This is a genomic window from Acinetobacter sp. 24-47-39 (assembly GCF_056783825.1).
In genome coordinates, this window is the sequence record NZ_JBWYIP010000011.1 from 1 (window position 1) to 17,544 (window position 17,544).

18 protein-coding genes are annotated in these 17,544 nt (G+C 37.1%); 16 read left to right on the forward strand and 2 right to left on the reverse strand.

What is annotated here, in order from left to right:
* A partial coding sequence (locus AC1M9C_RS10635) for a muconate/chloromuconate family cycloisomerase (RefSeq protein ID WP_481953661.1) occupies positions 1–763 on the reverse strand: 763 nt, incomplete at its 3' end.
* A gap of 114 nt (positions 764–877) precedes the next feature.
* Here AC1M9C_RS10635 and AC1M9C_RS10640 point away from each other — a divergent pair.
* From AC1M9C_RS10640 to AC1M9C_RS10660, 5 genes are all read left to right on the forward strand, one after another.
* Positions 878–1,768 (forward strand): LysR family transcriptional regulator, encoded by an 891-nt coding sequence (locus AC1M9C_RS10640; RefSeq protein WP_035266330.1) that lies wholly within the window; start codon positions 878–880, stop codon positions 1,766–1,768.
* A gap of 168 nt (positions 1,769–1,936) precedes the next feature.
* A complete protein-coding gene (locus tag AC1M9C_RS10645; RefSeq protein WP_481953662.1) occupies positions 1,937–3,283 on the forward strand; it encodes a spinster family MFS transporter in 1,347 nt (448 codons plus the stop codon).
* A 36-nt stretch (positions 3,284–3,319) separates the two neighbouring features.
* Positions 3,320–4,312: a helix-turn-helix transcriptional regulator gene (locus tag AC1M9C_RS10650; RefSeq protein WP_481587688.1), complete on the forward strand. Its 993-nt coding sequence runs from the start codon at positions 3,320–3,322 to the stop codon at positions 4,310–4,312.
* A gap of 88 nt (positions 4,313–4,400) precedes the next feature.
* On the forward strand, positions 4,401–5,516 hold the full coding sequence (locus AC1M9C_RS10655; protein ID WP_481953663.1) for an NAD/NADP octopine/nopaline dehydrogenase family protein: 1,116 nt from the start codon (positions 4,401–4,403) through the stop codon (positions 5,514–5,516).
* On the forward strand, positions 5,507–6,493 hold the full coding sequence (locus AC1M9C_RS10660; RefSeq protein WP_481953704.1) for a 3-hydroxybutyryl-CoA dehydrogenase: 987 nt from the start codon (positions 5,507–5,509) through the stop codon (positions 6,491–6,493). Before AC1M9C_RS10655 ends, AC1M9C_RS10660 begins: the two co-directional genes overlap by 10 nt.
* A 30-nt stretch (positions 6,494–6,523) precedes the next feature.
* On the opposite strand, the gene AC1M9C_RS10665 is transcribed toward AC1M9C_RS10660, so the two are convergent.
* A complete protein-coding gene (locus tag AC1M9C_RS10665) occupies positions 6,524–6,991 on the reverse strand; it encodes a MarR family winged helix-turn-helix transcriptional regulator (RefSeq protein WP_092767678.1) in 468 nt (155 codons plus the stop codon).
* 138 nt (positions 6,992–7,129) lie between these two features.
* On the opposite strand from AC1M9C_RS10665, the gene AC1M9C_RS10670 reads away from it, so the two are divergent.
* The 11 genes from AC1M9C_RS10670 (at position 7,130) to AC1M9C_RS10720 (ending at position 17,534) form a co-directional block, all read left to right on the forward strand.
* The gene (locus AC1M9C_RS10670; protein WP_481610252.1) at positions 7,130–8,263 is read left to right on the forward strand and encodes an amidase; all 1,134 of its coding nucleotides are present in this window, start codon (positions 7,130–7,132) and stop codon (positions 8,261–8,263) included.
* A complete protein-coding gene (locus tag AC1M9C_RS10675; RefSeq protein ID WP_035266336.1) occupies positions 8,260–9,417 on the forward strand; it encodes an acyl-CoA dehydrogenase family protein in 1,158 nt (385 codons plus the stop codon). Before AC1M9C_RS10670 ends, AC1M9C_RS10675 begins: the two co-directional genes overlap by 4 nt.
* Before the next feature lie 24 nt (positions 9,418–9,441).
* Positions 9,442–9,801, forward strand: a complete 360-nt coding sequence (locus AC1M9C_RS10680) for a hypothetical protein (RefSeq protein ID WP_035266405.1) — start codon at positions 9,442–9,444, stop codon at positions 9,799–9,801.
* Between the two features lie 10 nt (positions 9,802–9,811).
* A complete protein-coding gene (locus AC1M9C_RS10685; protein ID WP_481953664.1) occupies positions 9,812–10,348 on the forward strand; it encodes a nuclear transport factor 2 family protein in 537 nt (178 codons plus the stop codon).
* A gap of 30 nt (positions 10,349–10,378) precedes the next feature.
* A complete protein-coding gene (locus AC1M9C_RS10690; RefSeq protein ID WP_035266339.1) occupies positions 10,379–11,656 on the forward strand; it encodes an aromatic ring-hydroxylating oxygenase subunit alpha in 1,278 nt (425 codons plus the stop codon).
* A gap of 10 nt (positions 11,657–11,666) precedes the next feature.
* Positions 11,667–12,152: an aromatic-ring-hydroxylating dioxygenase subunit beta gene (locus AC1M9C_RS10695; RefSeq protein WP_092767687.1), complete on the forward strand. Its 486-nt coding sequence runs from the start codon at positions 11,667–11,669 to the stop codon at positions 12,150–12,152.
* 9 nt (positions 12,153–12,161) lie between these two features.
* Complete coding sequence (locus AC1M9C_RS10700) at positions 12,162–12,899, forward strand: SDR family NAD(P)-dependent oxidoreductase (protein WP_481587683.1); 738 nt, start codon at positions 12,162–12,164, stop codon at positions 12,897–12,899.
* 30 nt (positions 12,900–12,929) lie between these two features.
* Positions 12,930–13,883, forward strand: coding sequence for a PDR/VanB family oxidoreductase (locus AC1M9C_RS10705; protein WP_481953665.1), 954 nt, complete (start codon positions 12,930–12,932; stop codon positions 13,881–13,883).
* 49 nt (positions 13,884–13,932) lie between these two features.
* Positions 13,933–14,895, forward strand: a complete 963-nt coding sequence (locus tag AC1M9C_RS10710; protein WP_481953666.1) for a p-hydroxyphenylacetate 3-hydroxylase reductase component — start codon at positions 13,933–13,935, stop codon at positions 14,893–14,895.
* Between the two features lie 225 nt (positions 14,896–15,120).
* Positions 15,121–16,356: an OprD family outer membrane porin gene (locus AC1M9C_RS10715; RefSeq protein WP_035266345.1), complete on the forward strand. Its 1,236-nt coding sequence runs from the start codon at positions 15,121–15,123 to the stop codon at positions 16,354–16,356.
* Positions 16,357–16,394: 38 nt separating this feature from the next.
* Positions 16,395–17,534 carry an ABC transporter substrate-binding protein gene (locus AC1M9C_RS10720; RefSeq protein WP_481587680.1) on the forward strand — a complete coding sequence of 380 codons (1,140 nt, stop codon included), beginning with the start codon at positions 16,395–16,397 and terminating at the stop codon, positions 17,532–17,534.
* Positions 17,535–17,544 lie beyond the last annotated feature (10 nt).

Below are 17,544 nucleotides of genomic sequence, written 5' to 3' on the forward strand. Positions count from 1 at the left end.
AAGCTGTACTTGGACCCATCAATGACTCATCCGCCATAATGGCAATATCAAAACGACGAGTTAAACGCTCCATGGCATCAATATTGTCAATTGCACATGGCTGTTCAATTAGATCCACACCACCATCTTGCAGAAGCTGAATACCTTTGATCGCTTCTAACTCAGACCAGGCACGGTTCACATCGACACGGATAGAAATATCAGCACCTAACGCTTTTTTGATAGTGAGAACATGCTCAACATCTGCTTCTACAGCACGAGAACCAATTTTTAATTTAAAGAAGTTATGACGCTTAGCTTCGATCATCTTTTTCGCTTCAGCGATATCTTTATCCGTATCACCAGAAGCCAACACCCAAAGCACAGGGACGCTGTCACGCAGACGGCCACCTAACACTTCAGACAGCGGCAAGCCTAAACGTTGAGCTTGAATATCGAGTAAAGCAGTTTGAATGGCACATTTTGCAAAACGGTTGCCATTAATATTCTTCTTCAACACTTGCATAATTTGAGCAACGTTGAGATCAGTAAAAGTTTTAAGTAGTGGAGCAAAATAAGTATCGATATTGGTTTTGATACTTTCAGGGCTTTCTTCACCATAGCCTAAGCCACCGATGGTGGTTGCTTCGCCCCAACCAATGAAACCATCCGAAGTTTCGATTTTAATGAGGACTAAGGTTTGAGTTTGCATCGTTGCGACCGCCATCTTGTGTGGGCGGATCGTCGGGATTTCAACGAGCAAGGTTTCAATATTTTTGTACATGCAGCAATATATTCCATTAATATATGCTAAATACCTTATTTGAAATAAAGTATTGAAAATAGAGGTTAAGTAGTATATTAAAATACTAAAAAAGTATGGATTAAGGAAATTTCAATGGAATTAAGAACATTAAAGTATTTTGCTACGGTAGTCGAAGAAAAAAGTATTACAAAAGCTGCTGAAAAGTTATGTATCGCACAACCACCACTTACTCGACAAATCAAAAACTTAGAGTCAGAGTTAGGTGTCGTATTATTTGAAAGAGGCATGAGACCGATTAAAACAACTGAAGTTGGAGAATTTTTTTACCAATATGCTGTACAGATACTGACCTTAACAGCACATGCTAAATCGATGGTAAATCGATATAAAGTGACAGATACAACGGTACGAATTGGATATGTTGGTTCGCTTTTTTATTGGAAATTACCTGAGATCATTGATTATTTAAGAAAGCATATTGCAAATATAAAAGTTGAATTAGTGGAATGCGGAACCAGGGACCAGGTAGAAGCTTTGAAATTGGGAAAAATTGATATTGGGTTTGGTCGATTAGGAATTAGTGATCCTTCAATAAAAAGAATAGTGATCGAAAGAGAGCAACTTTTTTTAGCAGTGCACAAAGATCATACATTAGTGACCCAAAATGTTAAGGAAGTACATTTATCACAATTGGTCAACGAACATATTTATATATATCCAAATACTCCTAAACCAAACTTCTCAACTTTTGTTCAAGGAATATTCTCTGAACTTGACTTAATTCCCCAAAATCTGATCGAGACGAGAGAAATCCATATGGCATTGGGGATGGTGTCATCTGGTGAGGGGGGGTGTATTATTCCAAAGAGTGCATGCTCTATAGGTATGAAAAATTTGAAATTTATACCAATTCTAGATAATGAGGCTGAAAGTCCAATTACAGTTGCCTATAGAAGTATCGATAATAATGAATACATCAAACAAATATTAGATTATCTAGACGAATTGAAGAGCATGAACTAATTTTTTTAGATTAGATTAATATAAAATACCTATTTATATGTAATATTTAATGGAAAAATAAATAGAATAATAGTGTTAAAAGTGATATTTATTTTATAAATCAGCATAAATTGGCATGGATTTGTCATAGGGATAGCGCTGATCTATAAAATATTTAGGATGATTTCGATGGGAAAAATTTCCGAGTTAAAGAGCAATGATGCAAAAAAGAAGGATATTTATGCTTGGTATGTTGTAATACTTTGCATGGTTGCATATATATTTTCTTTTATCGATCGTCAAATTTTGGCTTTGATGATTGAACCGATAAAAGCAGATTTGAATTTAACAGACACGCAATTTAGTCTACTCCATGGACTAGCTTTTTCTTTATTTTATGCATTCATGGGTCTGCCGCTGGCTTATATCGCAGATCGATTCTCAAGACCAAAATTAATTGCTGCCGGGATTGTATTTTGGAGCATTGCAACAGCTTTATGTGGTTTAAGTAAGAACTTTATCCAGTTGTTTTTGAGCAGAATGGGAGTAGGAATTGGTGAAGCTGCTTTGTCACCTGCAGCCTATTCAATGTTTAGTGATATGTTTGCAAAAGATAAATTGGGTCGAGCTGTCGCTATTTATTCGATTGGTTCTTTTGTTGGTGGAGGAATCGCATTCTTAGTAGGTGGTTTTGTCATTGGATTACTCAAGGACATGTCTCTTATCGCTGTACCCTTATTGGGAATGTTAAAGGCATGGCAAGTAGCGTTTATTTTAGTGGGTTTACCAGGAGTCATTATTGGCATATTGGTACTTTTAACTGTTAAAGATCCTAAGCGTAAAGGGCAAATGGTCGATGCGCAGGGGAACGTAGTAAAAGTGAAGCTTAGTGATACTTTTAAATTCCTGAAAAAGCATAAAAAAACATTTACATGTCATTATTTGGGATTTACTTTTTATGCCATGGCATTGTTTTGCTTAATTAGCTGGACACCTGCATTTTACATACGACATTACAATATGACAGCTACTGAAGTGGGCTATATGTTGGGTGCCGTGTTACTGATTTCAAATACTTTAGGTGTATTTGCGGCTGGTTGGATGAATGATTATTTTATTCAAAAAGGCAGAAAAGATTCGCCTATGTTTGTGGGTGTGATTGGAATCGTAGGTCTGATTATTCCAATGATTTTGTTTTCACAAGTTAATGAATTATGGCTATCAGTTACATTGTTGGTTGTTGCAATGTTTTTCGCTTCTTTCCCAATGCCGATCTCAACAACAGCAATGCAAATGCTTTCGCCAAATCAATTACGTGCCCAAATCTCATCTATCTTTTTACTCATCAGTAATTTGATTGCTTTAGGTATTGGTACCACATTAGTGGCTTTAATTACGGATCGTATTTTTGAAAATCCTTTAATGGTCGGTTCATCGATATCTATCGTTGGTGCAATATCATGCGTATTGTGCTTTGTATTATTGAAAGTGGGTTGTAAAGCCTTCGAAAATAGTTTGCAAGTTGAGTCTAAATAAATCATGTCTGAATAAAATAATGAGGGTACACCTATCATGTATTTATCGAATCTGAAACTTTTAAAGAAATTCAACTTATTGTCTTCAAAAGATTATTTTCAGATTAAAGATGTGATAGGACAATACTTGTGCCCTCATCAATTTGAAGTATTGAATGATGAATCTTTAGAAGTAAAATTAAGTGGGTTTTCATTTGGTCAAGTTGCACTATTTGAATTAAGTTACAATGCTCCAGTTCAAATTAGTTTTGGTGCTGAGTGTCAAAGTTATCTGTTTAGATTTAATTTGGAAGGGGAATGTAAAGTCAAATATGATCATTCAACTTATCAACAACGTCCTGGATTACTTACAGTTTCTCATCCTCATTTTGAAAATAGAATTGAACTCCAAGCCAAATGTAGAAATATCATATTAAAAATTGATCATGAGTTGATCAACACTGTTTTATATCGCTTGTTGGGGTATATCCCTCAAAAAAATCTTATTTTCGATAGTGGCATTTCCTATACATCTGAAGAAAGAATTTCAATTTTAGAAACACTGAACTACTTATGCTTTGCATATTCAAATATTGAAAACTGGTGGCAAATTTCTGATAGCTTTAGTTCATATTTGACTGAGTTATTACTGATCAAAATTCCACATAATTTCAGTGAACGAATCGCAGATAAAAAATATCAACTCATCCCAAGTTATATCAAAAATGCAGCTCATTTGATTGAGCAACATTATATGGAAGCAATCTCGATTGAGGAAGTTGCGAGGCTTGTAAAAGTCTCGGTAAGAACGCTTCAAAAGGGATTTAATACCTATTTGAACCAAACGCCTCTCAGTTTCATGACATCAATCAAATTGGACCGAGTTCATCAAGAACTTAAACACACTCAGGTTGATCAGCCTATAATTGATATCTTCAATGCTCATGGTGTAAGAAGCTTTGGACACTTTACTCGGCTTTATAAAAAACGTTATGGATGCACGCCTTCAGAAACCGTGAAACAAAACAAATTAATAGAAATAAATTCGTAATTCGAATAGCAGTACCGCTTTTTGACGCGAGCAAAAAGAAGAATCTTTCCCACTATCACAATACACAATAAATATGTAAGGGAAGAAAATGAAAATCACGGTTCTTGGCGGTGGACATGGATGTTATGCATCAGCAGTGGAGATGGCGGAAAAAAATCACGAAGTTAAATTATGGCGAAGAGATCGAGATTCACTAAAAGAATTAGCGAAATATGGTGAGCTTACTGTAAAAGACTTTCGTGGCACTAGAACAGTATCTGTTGGGGATGAACATCAAAAAATCCAACTTGAAACTGATTTATCCAAAGCTATTGAAAACGCTGAATTGATTATTATTCCTTTACCCGCAACAAGCCATGAAGATTTATCGATTGAAATAGTACCCTACTTAACATCTGGTCAAGTCGTATTTTTACCCCCAGGTACTTTTGGAACATACCTATTTGCTCAAGCAATGCTTAAAGTTGGAAATAAGTCTGACGTGGCTTTTGCTGAAACGGGTACTTTGCCATATTTAGTAAGAAAACATAGTCCGAATTCTATCGTGATTAGTGTATATGCGACGCGATTGCCTACTGGGGTCTATCCAGCAAAATTAAAAGATCATGCTATTAGAGTATTAAAGCAAGCTTATGACAGCATCGAGCCTATAGAGGATGCTTTGAGTGGAGCTTTAATGAATGCAGGACCCATTATTCATCCTCCATTAATTATGCTCAATGCTGCACCTTTAGAACATTTTGATGTATGGGATATTCATAATGAAGGTACTCAACCTTCAGTGAGGAGAATAACGAGCTTATTAGATCAAGAGCGAATGAATATTCGTGAAGCATTGGGATACTCGAAACAGCATTTCCCACTCGCAGATCATTACAATAAAGAGGGTGAAGGAGATGAGTGGATGTATGGTAGGGGGGCACATGGTAAGTTGACTGACAGTGGCGATTGGCGCGAGAAAATAGATTTACATTTACATCGGTATATGCTCGAAGACACACGATTAGGCCTGTCATTTATTGTATCGGTTGGTAAGTATGTTGGAGTCAAAACGCCGATTGCTGAAGGGCTTCTGAATATCGCATCATCAATTACTGGTAGGGATTTGTATAGTGAGGGTCGCACTCTTGAAAATTTAGGGTTATTTGATTTAACACAGCAACAATTAAAACACCTGTTGAACTCCGGAGAGCAATCTGCATGATTAAAAATATTATTATTGTAGGTGCAGGTAGAATGGGTAATGCGATTGCGATCGCATTCGCATATGTAGGAATTGAGATTGCACTTGTAGACGTAAAAGATCGAAACCCAGCAGAAAAAAATGAATTTCTGCAAAAATGGAATGACAGCCTCGACCAAGAGTTGCATCTCTTAGAACATATCGGGATGTTAGTGAATGATCAATGTAAAGTATTAAAAGAAAGAATTCATTTCTATTTCAAAGATAATCAAACTATTGATTGGAAAAATTGTGAATTAATTATTGAAGGTGTACCTGAAATAATGACTCATAAACAACACTGTTTTCGGTGGTTGGAACCCTTAATTTCTAAAAACTGTATTGTGGCATCAACGACTTCGACCTTTTTGGTCAGTGATATAGCAAAATTAATTTCTCATCCAGAACGTATTGTTAATGCGCATTGGCTTAATCCTGGATATTTAATGCCTTTAGTTGAGCTAAGCCGATCTGAGCATACTGCTGATATAGCAGTAGAAAAACTAAAAACATTACTTGAGGCAATTGGTAAAGTCCCTGTGATTTGTAATGCAGTTGCTGGATACATTGTTCCAAGAATTCAAGCATTGGCAATGAATGAAGCAGCAAGAATGGTTGAAGAACACGTAGCAAGTGCTGAGGATATTGATAAAGCGATTCGTACAGGTTTTGGTTTGCGTTTTTCAGTGTTAGGTATGCTAGAGTTTATCGATTGGGGTGGAGGAGATATTTTGTATCATGCTTCTGAGTATTTGAGAGAAGAACTTGGTGAGCGTTACAAAGCCCCTGATATTATCAAAAAAAATATGATGGAAAATAGAAATGGCATTAGAGAACTATCAGGTTTTTACAAATATGAAAGTATGGATATTTATCAATATAAACTAAATGTCATATCAAAATTCGCTGAAAATTTGCGATTTAATCAGCTTATTCCACAATATGAAATTATGAAATAAGCGTTAGTAGGTAAAAAGATTTTAGTCTTTTTACCTATTTGGCATTAAATTGAATATTTTCTTTAATTGTAAATTTAGTGACTCAAGTTCTTGTTCATCAAAAGAATTTAATATACCAGCTAAAGTAACACGATTGATCTGATTAATTTCATCCACAAGACCATATCCTTTTTCAGTGAGCTTCACCATAGAAATCCTTTCATCATGAGGGGATGAGAAAACTTCAACTATCCCTTCTTCGACTAATCTATAGATTGCCTTAGTTGCAGTTGTTAATTTGATTGTTGCTAAATTTGCTATTTCAGTGATATTGGCTTCACCGAGAGCATTTGTACTCAAAATGATTTTTCTTTTTGTATTATCGAGACCTATTTTTTTTAAAGATTTATCAATCAATTGGGAATACTTACCATTAACTTGAGATATCCAAAAAAATGGAAAATTTTCCAAACTTTTGGGATCGTTATTTGGCAAATAATTTTCAAAATTTTTTAACATGAGCAGCAATTAAACTTAAAAAAATATAATTGATTATACAAGAAAAAAGACAAAGATTATTTTATTTCAAAATAACTTGACAAATACATTAATTTTTCAGATATTGATGTTGAGTATAAAAATACATGGAAAAGTGAATTGAATATTATATCTAGAAGTCTCTCTTTAGGAGATGGAAAAATTAGAGTCATGGTTAAAGACTCAATTGATATACAAAATGAAGTGACGACACTTGGAACTCAGGCGCGCGTTGAAGCATGCCCTGCAAACTCACACGCTGAAATTATAAAAAATATACTCAACAGTGATTGCAAAATTATTGGAAAAACTCATCTTCATGAACTTGCATTCGGTATAACTGGAGTAAACAAAAACTTCGGAACACCTTTAAATGTTAAGTATCCGAAGCTTATTCCTGGAGGTTCTTCCAGTGGTTCGGCTGCAGCTGTTGCGGCGGGTCTAGCAGACTTTAGTATTGGTACAGATACAGGTGGCTCAATTCGTATGCCAGCCGCTTGCTGTGGAGTGTATGGTTTAAAACCTTCATTTGGGCGTGTTAGCCGTGTTGGGGTTTGGCCAAAAGATACCACTTTAGACTGTGTTGGGCCATTCGCATCAGATATCAATAATCTGATTCTTGCTATACAAATCATTGATCCTACTTTTAAACAAATCCAAATTGATCAACAGCAGATTCAATTAGGAATATTGCGTGTCGAAGCGGAATCTGAAATTTGGCATGTCTTAGATGCTGAGTTAACAAAAATTGATTTACCTCAAAAAAATCTAGTCATAAACAATATTGATGAAGCATATCAAGCAGGTATGTCGATCATTAATTATGAAACTTGGGGTGCATATCATGATCTTACTCAAACTGGACTTCTAGCCAATGATGTTCAGCAGCGTTTATTAAAAGCATCTGAAACCACTCAAAAAGATGTTGAAAATGCTGAATTAATCAGAACTGAATTCACAAAGCAGATCAATGATTTACTCAACAACGTTGATGTCTTGATACTGCCGACACTACCTCAATTTCCACCTAAATTAGACGAAGCTGAAAATACTGTTGCTTTCCTCAATTTAACTAAGCTCGTGCGACCATTTAATTTATCGGGCCATCCAGCGCTCACGATTCCATATGAAACATCAAATGGCTTACCTGTCGGTATGCAATTAATCGCTAAGCATGGTGAAGATGAAAAATTGTGTGCTATTGCACAACACATTGTCGATATTACGAAGCATTCACAAGGAGGTGGCAAATGAGCAATTTAGCCAAAGATCAAACTGAGAGCTTGATTGATCTTGAAGAATTATGTCAAGAGATTAGACAGCGAGCGTGTTCAGGTGAATTCGACGAACAAGCATACGTGAGTCAAGACATTATTCAAAAACTGAAATCAATTGGGGTATATCGTGCTTTAGTTCCTAAACGTTTCGGTGGTGATGAGGTTTCACCGCGTACGTTTTGTGAACTTATTGAAAGGCTTTCTAAAGCAGATGGATCAGTAGGTTGGGTTGCAAGTTTTGGTATGAGCCCAGCTTATCTTGGGAGTTTACCTGAAGAGACACTTTCCGAACTTTATAAAAATGGTCCAGATATCGTTTTTGCTGGTGGAATTTTTCCACCGCAAGCTGCTCAAGTGACCGATGAGGGTTTAGTTGTAAAAGGCCGTTGGAAATTCTCAAGTGGTTGTAAAGGTGCAGATATCGTTGGTGTAGGCATTGCCCCGATCAAAGATAATGAATCTCATGGCTTACCACGTATGGCTGTTTTACCAGCGCATAAAGCACAAATTGAAATGACGTGGGATACAGTAGGTTTAAAAGGCACAGGTAGTCACGATCTCATTGTCGATAATGTACTTGTACCTGAGCATTGGACTTTTGTTCGGGGTGAGCCATCTAAACTCAGCGAACCATTTTTCAAATATCCATCCCTCTCTTTGGCGACTCAAGTCCTCACCGTAGTCGGAATTGGCGTAGCCTCGGCGTCATTGGAAGAATTTAGAAAATTAGCTCCAGGTAAGTCGTCGATTACTGGAGGTGCAGAAATTGCTAATCGACCTATCACTCAGTACGAATTTGCGAAAGCTGAAGCTGAGTTCCTAGCTGCAAGAACATGGTTCTACAACACCATGGATATTGTATGGGAAGAAGTACTCAACGGACGAAAACCTGCGCCACATTTAATTAGTGATATGCGTCTATCTTGTACACATGCGGCAAGAGTCTGTGCAAAGGTCACCCGCAAAATGCAAATGTTAGCTGGCATGACTGCCATTTATACCAACCATCCATTTAGTCGCTTTGTGAATGACACGAATGTCGTTACACAGCATGCATTTATGGGTGATGCAACTTTACAAAATGCTGGTGCGATGAGCTTTGGGCTTAATCCGACACCTGGATATTTATAAATGACCGAAAAGAAGGAAATCGAAATGGAAGCTAAAAAATCATTACGCGTATTGTTCTGTATGGGGATTAACCAAAACTTCTTTGATGCAGAGCCAGCAGAAGCAAAAGCAGTATGGGCAGCATTTGGTGAAATGTGGAATGGTATCCATGATTTACCTGGCGTGCATGTATACGGCAACTTAGATGATGATCAAAGCATGGTAGGTGCAAGTACGGGTTGGCCTTGGACAACCTATTTATTGGCTGATGTACCTGATATTGAAACAGTTCATGCTGCATGTAACTTATTCCGTACGACTGTGGTCGGAGAAGGTCCATATAAACTTTGGAAGTATTGCAAAGTTGAAGCAAGAGTTGGTCGTGAATTAATTATTCAACGATAAGGATATCGATATGGTCGACTCTAATGAACTCAAAAGCATTCTTCAACGTCTTCAACAGTTGGAAGCGCAGAATCAAATTCGTAATTGCCTAAATCGCTATATGGAAATTTGTGATGAACTTAATCAAAACACAAATTTAGAAGCGCTGATGGATTTATTTGATCCTGAGTGTATTTGGGAGGGGGTAGGGAAAAAATACGCCCAGTCATTTGGTCGGCTTGAGTCTTGGCAGGCAGTATATGACATGTTTAAAACATACACGCTGAAGGACTCGCATTTTGTTATGAATGCACATTTTGTGAATTCTGAACAAATTTATATTGATGGTGATGTGGCTGTTGGGCACTGGTTGATGTTGCAAACATCTACTTTCAAAACAGGTGCAAGCCACTTGAATGCAGCCAAACTGACAATCCGTTTTAAGCAACAAAATAATGGCATTTGGAAAATCAAACACTTCCAAACAGAAAATATTTTCAGTCGACCAGTAACGCATTGGACCAGTGATGATGAGTTACCAGTACCGCAATCAAATTTAGTCGGTTGAGTTGCATAAACAGTTATAAGGGAATACATGATGAATAGTGCAATACCAGTTCAAAATATTGAAATTGATTACAATGAATTAGTTCAAAGTGACCGAGTACATACCTCTTTATATAAAGATGCACAAATCTTTGAAGATGAAATGGAAAAAATTTTCTACAGCACTTGGGTTTGGGTTGCTCATGCAAGTGAAATTCCAGATGCTGGAAGTTATAAAACGATTAATATTGGTAAACAACCTGTAGTTGCTGTACGAGATCGTAAGAAAAAAGTCCACGTTTTACTCAACCGCTGTCGCCATCGTGCTGCTACAGTTTGTGAGCATAAAAAAGGCAAAACAAATAGCTTTGTATGTCCATATCATGGTTGGAGTTACGCTTTGGATGGTACATTGCGTGGCGTTCCTTCACCTGAAAGTTATGGCGAATGTTTAGATAAATCTGAATTTCCACTGATCAGCCTACGTGTAGAAGAATATAACGGCATGATCTTTGCGACCTTCAAAGACGATATTGAGCCATTAGAAGACTTTTTAGGTGCTGCGAAAAAGTGGATTGATCTATTCATGAAGCAAGGCGCAGGTTATCCAGTCAAAGTATTAGGTGAACATCGTTTTACATTCCCAGGTAACTGGAAGATTCAGTTGGAAAATACAACTGACGCGTATCATTTCCCATTGGTTCATAAATCATTCTTAAGTTCTGTAGACGAAAAAACAGAAGAGCTTTTCAACTTTGAAAATCAACCAGGCTATGTTGAAGATCTAGGAAATGGTCACAGCGTGATGGTGATGATTCCAGAACTGGTAGATCTTGATGAAGAGTTGATGGAGCGACCAATCCAAGAGCGTTTTGAAGAACTTGCCCAAGCGCTACGTGAAGAAGGTCATGAGGAACTTGAAGTTCGTCGAATTTGCCGTGCTGTCGGTGGTTCGGGCTTTAACTTAAATATTTTCCCTAACATTGCATGTTCTATGGCGTTCTTCCGTGTAATGCAACCATTAGCGGTAGATAAAACTGAAATTCACCACTCAGTGATTACGATGGATGGTGGACCACAAATTGCCAACCAATATCGCCTACGTCTACATGAACATTTCCAAGGTCCTTTCGGTTTTGGTACGCCAGATGATGCGGAAGCTTGGGAGCGTGTACAGCATGGTGCAAATGCGGGCAATGATCTTTGGATCATGTTGAACCGTGGTTTACCAGGAGAAGTCAAAACTGAAGATGGTCTGAAGAGTGACGTGAGTGCTGAAACAGGCATGCGTGGCGCTTACCAACAATGGAAAAAGTTGATGACGGCTTAAGGGGAAGAGCATGAAAATTAATTTAAATCTTTTGAACGAAGTAACAGCATTCATTTGGGCTGAAGCTGACATGTTAGATCATTCAGAGTATCAAGCATGGTTAAATTTATGGAATGAAAATGGCAAATACATCATTCCAATTGATCCATCATTGACAGATTACGAAAACCATTTGAACTATGCATATGACAATCACCACATGCGTCAATTACGTGTAGAGCGTTTAGAAAATGGTGAAGCAATCTCGACAGCTCCCAAGGCCAATACTGTTCGTAGCCTGTCACGTGTGCGAATTATTGAAGAAACTGATCACAAGATAATTTTACGCTGTGCACAAAATTTAAGAGAGTTCCGCAAAGAAAATTTGCGTCATTACACTGCTGATGTGATTTATGAGCTAATACGTCAAGAGAATGGCGAACTCAAAATAGACCGTAAAATTATCAATCTAGTCAATTCGACAGATACCTTAGCTGGTATCAGTTACATTCTATAGGAGGTGACCATGTCACAAGTTGTTTTGGTTACTGGTGCTGCCTCTGGTTTAGGTAATGTGATTGCTGAATATTTTGCTGAACAAGGGCATCAAGTTATTTTAACTGCAAGTACCTTAGAAAAAGCGGAAAGTGCTAAAGCTGAGAGTCAGTATCCATCGCAAATGTATCCCTTAAAACTGGATATATCAGTAGAGCAGGACTTTAGAGAAGCAGTGAGTTGGATTGAAACTCATTTCAACAAGTTGGATGTTTTAATCAATAACGCCACAGTAACTAAAGCAACTCCTGTCCTTGAAATCACTGCGAGTGATTTTGATTGGGTGACACAAGTCAACCAACGAGGAACCTTTCAGTCATGCCAAATTATTGGTCAATATATGGCATCTAAAGGCTTTGGTCGAATTATCAACATGGCTTCATTGGCTGGTCAGAATGGTGGTACTGCAACGGGAGCGCATTATGCAGCTTCAAAAGGGGCAATCGTAACTTTGACTAAAATTTTTGCAAAAGAATTTGCCGCTAAAGGTGTGACGGTAAATGCCGTAGCACCAGGACCAATGGAGTCTCCAATAGTACACAGCGTTGTTTCAGATGAAAAAATGGAAGCGTTTATCAATAACATTCCTGTCAAGGCTTTAGGCAGTATGAGTTTTATCGCTGAAACTTGTGCTTTGTTAGCATCCCCACAAGCAGCTTTTGTGACAGGAGCAACATGGGATATTAACGGAGGGCTATTTATGCGCTAAGCATTTGCTTAGTCATAAAGGGGGAAAACTATGAACGAAAAATATTCCGTAATTGTCAATAAAAGATCAGTAGAAGCGGAAAATGTAGTTGTCTTAGATTTAATTTCAGCAACTGAGTCTCCATTACCTGAAATCGAGGCTGGATCACATATCGATCTATTCCTGCCTAATGGGCTAATCCGTCAGTATTCTCTATGTCAAGATCCTAGTTTAAAAGGCGTTTTTCGACTAGGGATCTTAAAAGACGAAGCATCAAGAGGGGGGTCACTGTCGGCGTTTAATGACATCTTTGAAGGGATGCAACTACAAGTCAGCCATCCTAAAAATTTGTTCCCATTGTTAGATGCATCTCACAGCATTTTAGTTGGTGGTGGTATTGGTATTACACCGTTAATTACCATGGCTTATGATTTATTGAATAACGATAAGTCATTTGAATTGCATTATTGTGCAGCTTCCAAACAAACCGCTGCATTTGTAGATGAAATCAAGCAAGGTCCCTTAGCTAGTTATACAACTTTCCATTTTAAAGATGATGGTGCAAATCATCGTGAATTTTTTGATCACGCAATGAAAGATATTGCCAAAGATTCACATTTATATACCTGTGGTCCTAATGGATTTATGGATTGGATTATTAATCTTGCTGAGTCTAAGGGTTTTAGTTCCGATCAATTACATAAAGAATATTTTCAGGTAGATATTGATTTGGGTGGCGCTGGTTTTGAAGTTGTTGCACAACAAAGTGGTAAAACGATTCAAGTAGCTCCAGAGGAAACTATTCTGCAAGCTTTAGCGCGAGAAGGGATTAAAGTCGAGTTATCGTGCGAACAGGGCGTTTGTGGAACGTGTATGTGTGATGTGCTTGAAGGCGAACCCGATCATCGAGACGTCTACTTTACTGACGAAGAAAAAGAAAGTAATGAGCAGATTTTAGTGTGTTGTTCTCGATCAAAAACACCGAGATTAGTTTTAGATATTTAATAGTTGAATTGCCATCATGGAAGGTCATTTTGGGATTCAGGAGAAGGGAATGAATAGTTATCAAAAATCGGATGAACAAGCTATTGATCCGATGAAATTCCGCAGAGCACTCGGTAATTTTGCAACTGGGGTTACCATTATTACAGCGCAAAATGCGCAAGGTGAAAAAGTGGGTGTAACTGCCAATAGTTTTAACTCAGTTTCATTAGACCCACCTTTAATCTTGTGGAGTATTGATAAAAAATCGACCAGTTTTGAAGTTTTTAAAAACTCTAGTCATTTTGCAGTCAATATTTTATCTGGATCTCAAATCGAGGTATCGAATAAATTTGCTAAACGCAATATTGATAAATTCGAAGGAGCAAACTACCGTTTGGGTGTAGGTAATGCTCCAGTTCTGGAAAATTGCTCTGCTGTTTTTGAATGTGAATTATTTCAAATTGTAGAAGGCGGGGATCACTGGATTATTATTGGAAAGGTCGTTAATTTTCAAGATGAAGGTCGTAGTCCATTAGTATATCACCAGGGTGCGTACTCAGCAGTAACACCACACCCAATGTTAAGAATTAAAGATTCAAATCCAGTCCAAACTGATGATTTGGGTCAACTATATCAAGGTAACTTATATAATAATGTTGCCTATCTCATGAGTCGAGCATTCAAGTTTTATCAAAATGATTACATCCCAAAGCAATTAGTCACAGGTTTTAGAACGAGTGAAGCTCGAATGCTTTTAGTGCTAGGCAGTGGTGCAAGTTCATGCAAAGATGATTTACCACGTGATATAGCAATGCCTATGCGAGAAATAGAAAGAGCAGCGGAAATCCTTAAGAAAGATGAGCTACTAGTTGAAACAGAAGAATTCTACCAATTAACGGATAAAGGTAAAAAAACCGCACATTATTTATTTGATATAGCTGATGAGCATCAAAATGAAGTATTTGCAAAATACAGTGACCAAGAAAAAAATACCTTTATCACCATTCTAAAAGATATTGCGGGTATTCATTAAATCTAATTGGGCTAAATGTTAGATCATTTGGCCTTTTTTTCAATCTATGAAGATTTAAAAGGGATTTAATTATTAATTAAGGTATATAAATATACTTAAAAGAAAATTGAATTTTCTATGGAATTGGAAAAGAATTGGGTTGAATATATGAAATTTCATATAGCTGAATAGAAAAAATTAAACAGGGTTGAGTGAGAAAATCAGTAAAAACTAAGGGGAAGTTGAGTGAAAAAGTTACCTACATTTGCAATACTAGCAATTTGCTGTAATACAGCAGTTTATGCGGACTTGGTAAAAGATAGTCAAACGACAATAAATTTAAGAAATTTCTTTATTGATCGAAATAACACAACACAGCCTGATGTTGGTAGTTGGTCACAAGCATTAGGTCTAAAGTTTAGTTCAGGTTATACCAATACACCCGTTCAGGTGGGTTTTGACGTGACTTCAAGTTACGCACTAAGATTATCAAATCACAATGCTGAAAGGTCTGATTCGATCTTACCATTTGATCCCATAAAAAATGAGCAAGAACGTAGTTATAATAAATTTGGTGCAACCTTAAAGCTGAAATATAAAGATTCTGAGCTATTAGTTGGGGAACTTTCGCCAAGAACACCTGTTGCATTTATTGATGATTCACGTCAGTTGGTGACAACATATGCTGGTGCGGCATTTGAAACGAAAGCGATTCAAAATTTAAAATTTTCAGCTGGAAGAATCACTCATATAAACGCGCGTAATGATGATGAGTTTGAAAAACTAAGCTTGTTTGCACCAGGTAAAGCGAGAATAGAAAGTAATGGTTTAAGTTATGTTGGTTTAGACTATAATTTTAGCCCTAAAATTTCAGGCTCTTACTGGTTTGGTCAGTTGGAAGATATTTATAACCAACATTATCTAAATGCAGCATATAACACTCAAATTGGCGACTCTAAAATCAAATTAGATGCACGTTATTTCCATAACAGTGAAGCTGGTGACAAATACTATGGAAATATAGATAGCAAAACATTTGGCGTTCAGGCCAACATTCAAAATGGCTCACATAGTTTTGCTGCAGGTGTTCAAAAAAATTCCGGTGATACCAATTTTCCAACATTTGATGGATTCGCTCCTCAACCTTTCCTACATACTTGGTCAACTTTAGGTTTCATCAAACCTGAAGAACTTACTTATCATGCACTTTATTCTTATGACTTTAAAAATGTTGGTTTGCCGGGTTTAAGAACGACTTTGCGTTATTTATATGGCACGAACATAGAGCGTAATGGCCTACCAGATAATAAAGAGACTGAAGCTAATTTCATTGTCGGCTATACCGTTCCAGAAGGGTCTTTTAAAGGGTTGGGTATAGAATGGAGGTATATCGACACGACTACTAAATATGGTGCAGGAACAACCAATGGTAATGATTTTGTTGAAAATCGAATCATTACTACATATAGCTATAAATTCTAATTACATAAACAGTTAATGGACAAACTGGAGATTATATGATGTTTAAAAAATTATTATTATCAACAAGCTTAATCGCAATTGCCACTTATGCTCAAGCTGATATCACGATTGGAGTTGTGACATCATCATCCGGACCTGTAGCAATGGTAGGTATACCACAAAAAAATACAGTTGCTTTATTACCTAAAAAAATTGGTAATGAAAATGTTCGATATATTTCTCTTGATGATGCGAGTGATCCTACAGCATCTGTCAAAGCTGTCGAGAAACTAATTAAAGAAAACAAAGTTGATGCAATTATTGGTCCTTCTGGTTCACCAAATGCTTCTGCAGTGATAGGGACAATTGCTAAAGCGAAAGTACCTCTTCTTGCACCTGTTGGTACTTCTACGATAGTCATGCCAATGACGGATCAAAAAAAATGGGTGTTTAAGACCACTCAGAATGATGAAATCATCGCAGAAGCGCTTGTGCAAGATATGGTGAAGCGAAAAATTACAACTCTAGGATTTATCGGTACTGCTGATCCGTATGGAGAAAACTGGGGAAAAGTCTTAGCGAATTTAGCAAAGAAAAATGGGATTAAAATCGTTGCTCAAGAATCATTTCAACGTCAAGACACCTCTCTAACTGGTCAAGCGTTAAAACTCATAAGTAAAAAACCACAGGCAATTCTAGTTGCAGCACCTGGCAGTTCAGCAGTGCCTCCACAAACTGCTTTATATGATCGAGGCTATCGAGGGCAAATTTATCAAACGCATGGTGCGGCTTTAGATCAATATTTAAAAATGGGTGGCAAGAAAGTAGAAAATACGATTTTAGCTGCCAGTTTAATGCTTGTTTTAAATGAAGTATCTAATACACATCCTTCTAAGAAAATTGCTACTAAATATATCAATGATTATAAAGCAAAATATAAACAAACACCTGCAACCTTCGGGGCAAATGTGTATGACGCAGGTATTTTGCTTGAAAAAGCTGTACCGACTGCTTTGAAAAAAGCAAAGCCTGGCACCGTGCAATTCCGTGAAGCTCTACGTGATGCATTGGAATCTACAAAAGAAGTCGCAGGAACTCAAGGCGTGTATAACATGAGCCCATCTGATCATAGTGGATTTGACAAGCGTGGGCGTGAAATGATCATTGTTAAAAATGGTCAGTGGAAACTACTGAAGTAAATTTAGCTTT

Bases quoted from the DNA above. Each gene is read 5' to 3' on its own strand.
- AC1M9C_RS10640 (WP_035266330.1), top strand. From the start codon at position 878: ATGGAATTAAGAACATTAAAGTATTTTGCTACGGTAGTCGAAGAAAAA.
- AC1M9C_RS10645 (WP_481953662.1), top strand. From the start codon at position 1,937: ATGGGAAAAATTTCCGAGTTAAAGAGCAATGATGCAAAAAAGAAGGAT.
- AC1M9C_RS10650 (WP_481587688.1), top strand. From the start codon at position 3,320: ATGTATTTATCGAATCTGAAACTTTTAAAGAAATTCAACTTATTGTCT.
- AC1M9C_RS10655 (WP_481953663.1), top strand. From the start codon at position 4,401: ATGAAAATCACGGTTCTTGGCGGTGGACATGGATGTTATGCATCAGCA.
- AC1M9C_RS10665 (WP_092767678.1), bottom strand. From the start codon at position 6,991: ATGTTAAAAAATTTTGAAAATTATTTGCCAAATAACGATCCCAAAAGT.
- AC1M9C_RS10675 (WP_035266336.1), top strand. From the start codon at position 8,260: ATGAGCAATTTAGCCAAAGATCAAACTGAGAGCTTGATTGATCTTGAA.
- AC1M9C_RS10680 (WP_035266405.1), top strand. From the start codon at position 9,442: ATGGAAGCTAAAAAATCATTACGCGTATTGTTCTGTATGGGGATTAAC.
- AC1M9C_RS10685 (WP_481953664.1), top strand. From the start codon at position 9,812: ATGGTCGACTCTAATGAACTCAAAAGCATTCTTCAACGTCTTCAACAG.
- AC1M9C_RS10690 (WP_035266339.1), top strand. From the start codon at position 10,379: ATGAATAGTGCAATACCAGTTCAAAATATTGAAATTGATTACAATGAA.
- AC1M9C_RS10695 (WP_092767687.1), top strand. From the start codon at position 11,667: ATGAAAATTAATTTAAATCTTTTGAACGAAGTAACAGCATTCATTTGG.
- AC1M9C_RS10700 (WP_481587683.1), top strand. From the start codon at position 12,162: ATGTCACAAGTTGTTTTGGTTACTGGTGCTGCCTCTGGTTTAGGTAAT.
- AC1M9C_RS10705 (WP_481953665.1), top strand. From the start codon at position 12,930: ATGAACGAAAAATATTCCGTAATTGTCAATAAAAGATCAGTAGAAGCG.
- AC1M9C_RS10710 (WP_481953666.1), top strand. From the start codon at position 13,933: ATGAATAGTTATCAAAAATCGGATGAACAAGCTATTGATCCGATGAAA.
- AC1M9C_RS10720 (WP_481587680.1), top strand. From the start codon at position 16,395: ATGTTTAAAAAATTATTATTATCAACAAGCTTAATCGCAATTGCCACT.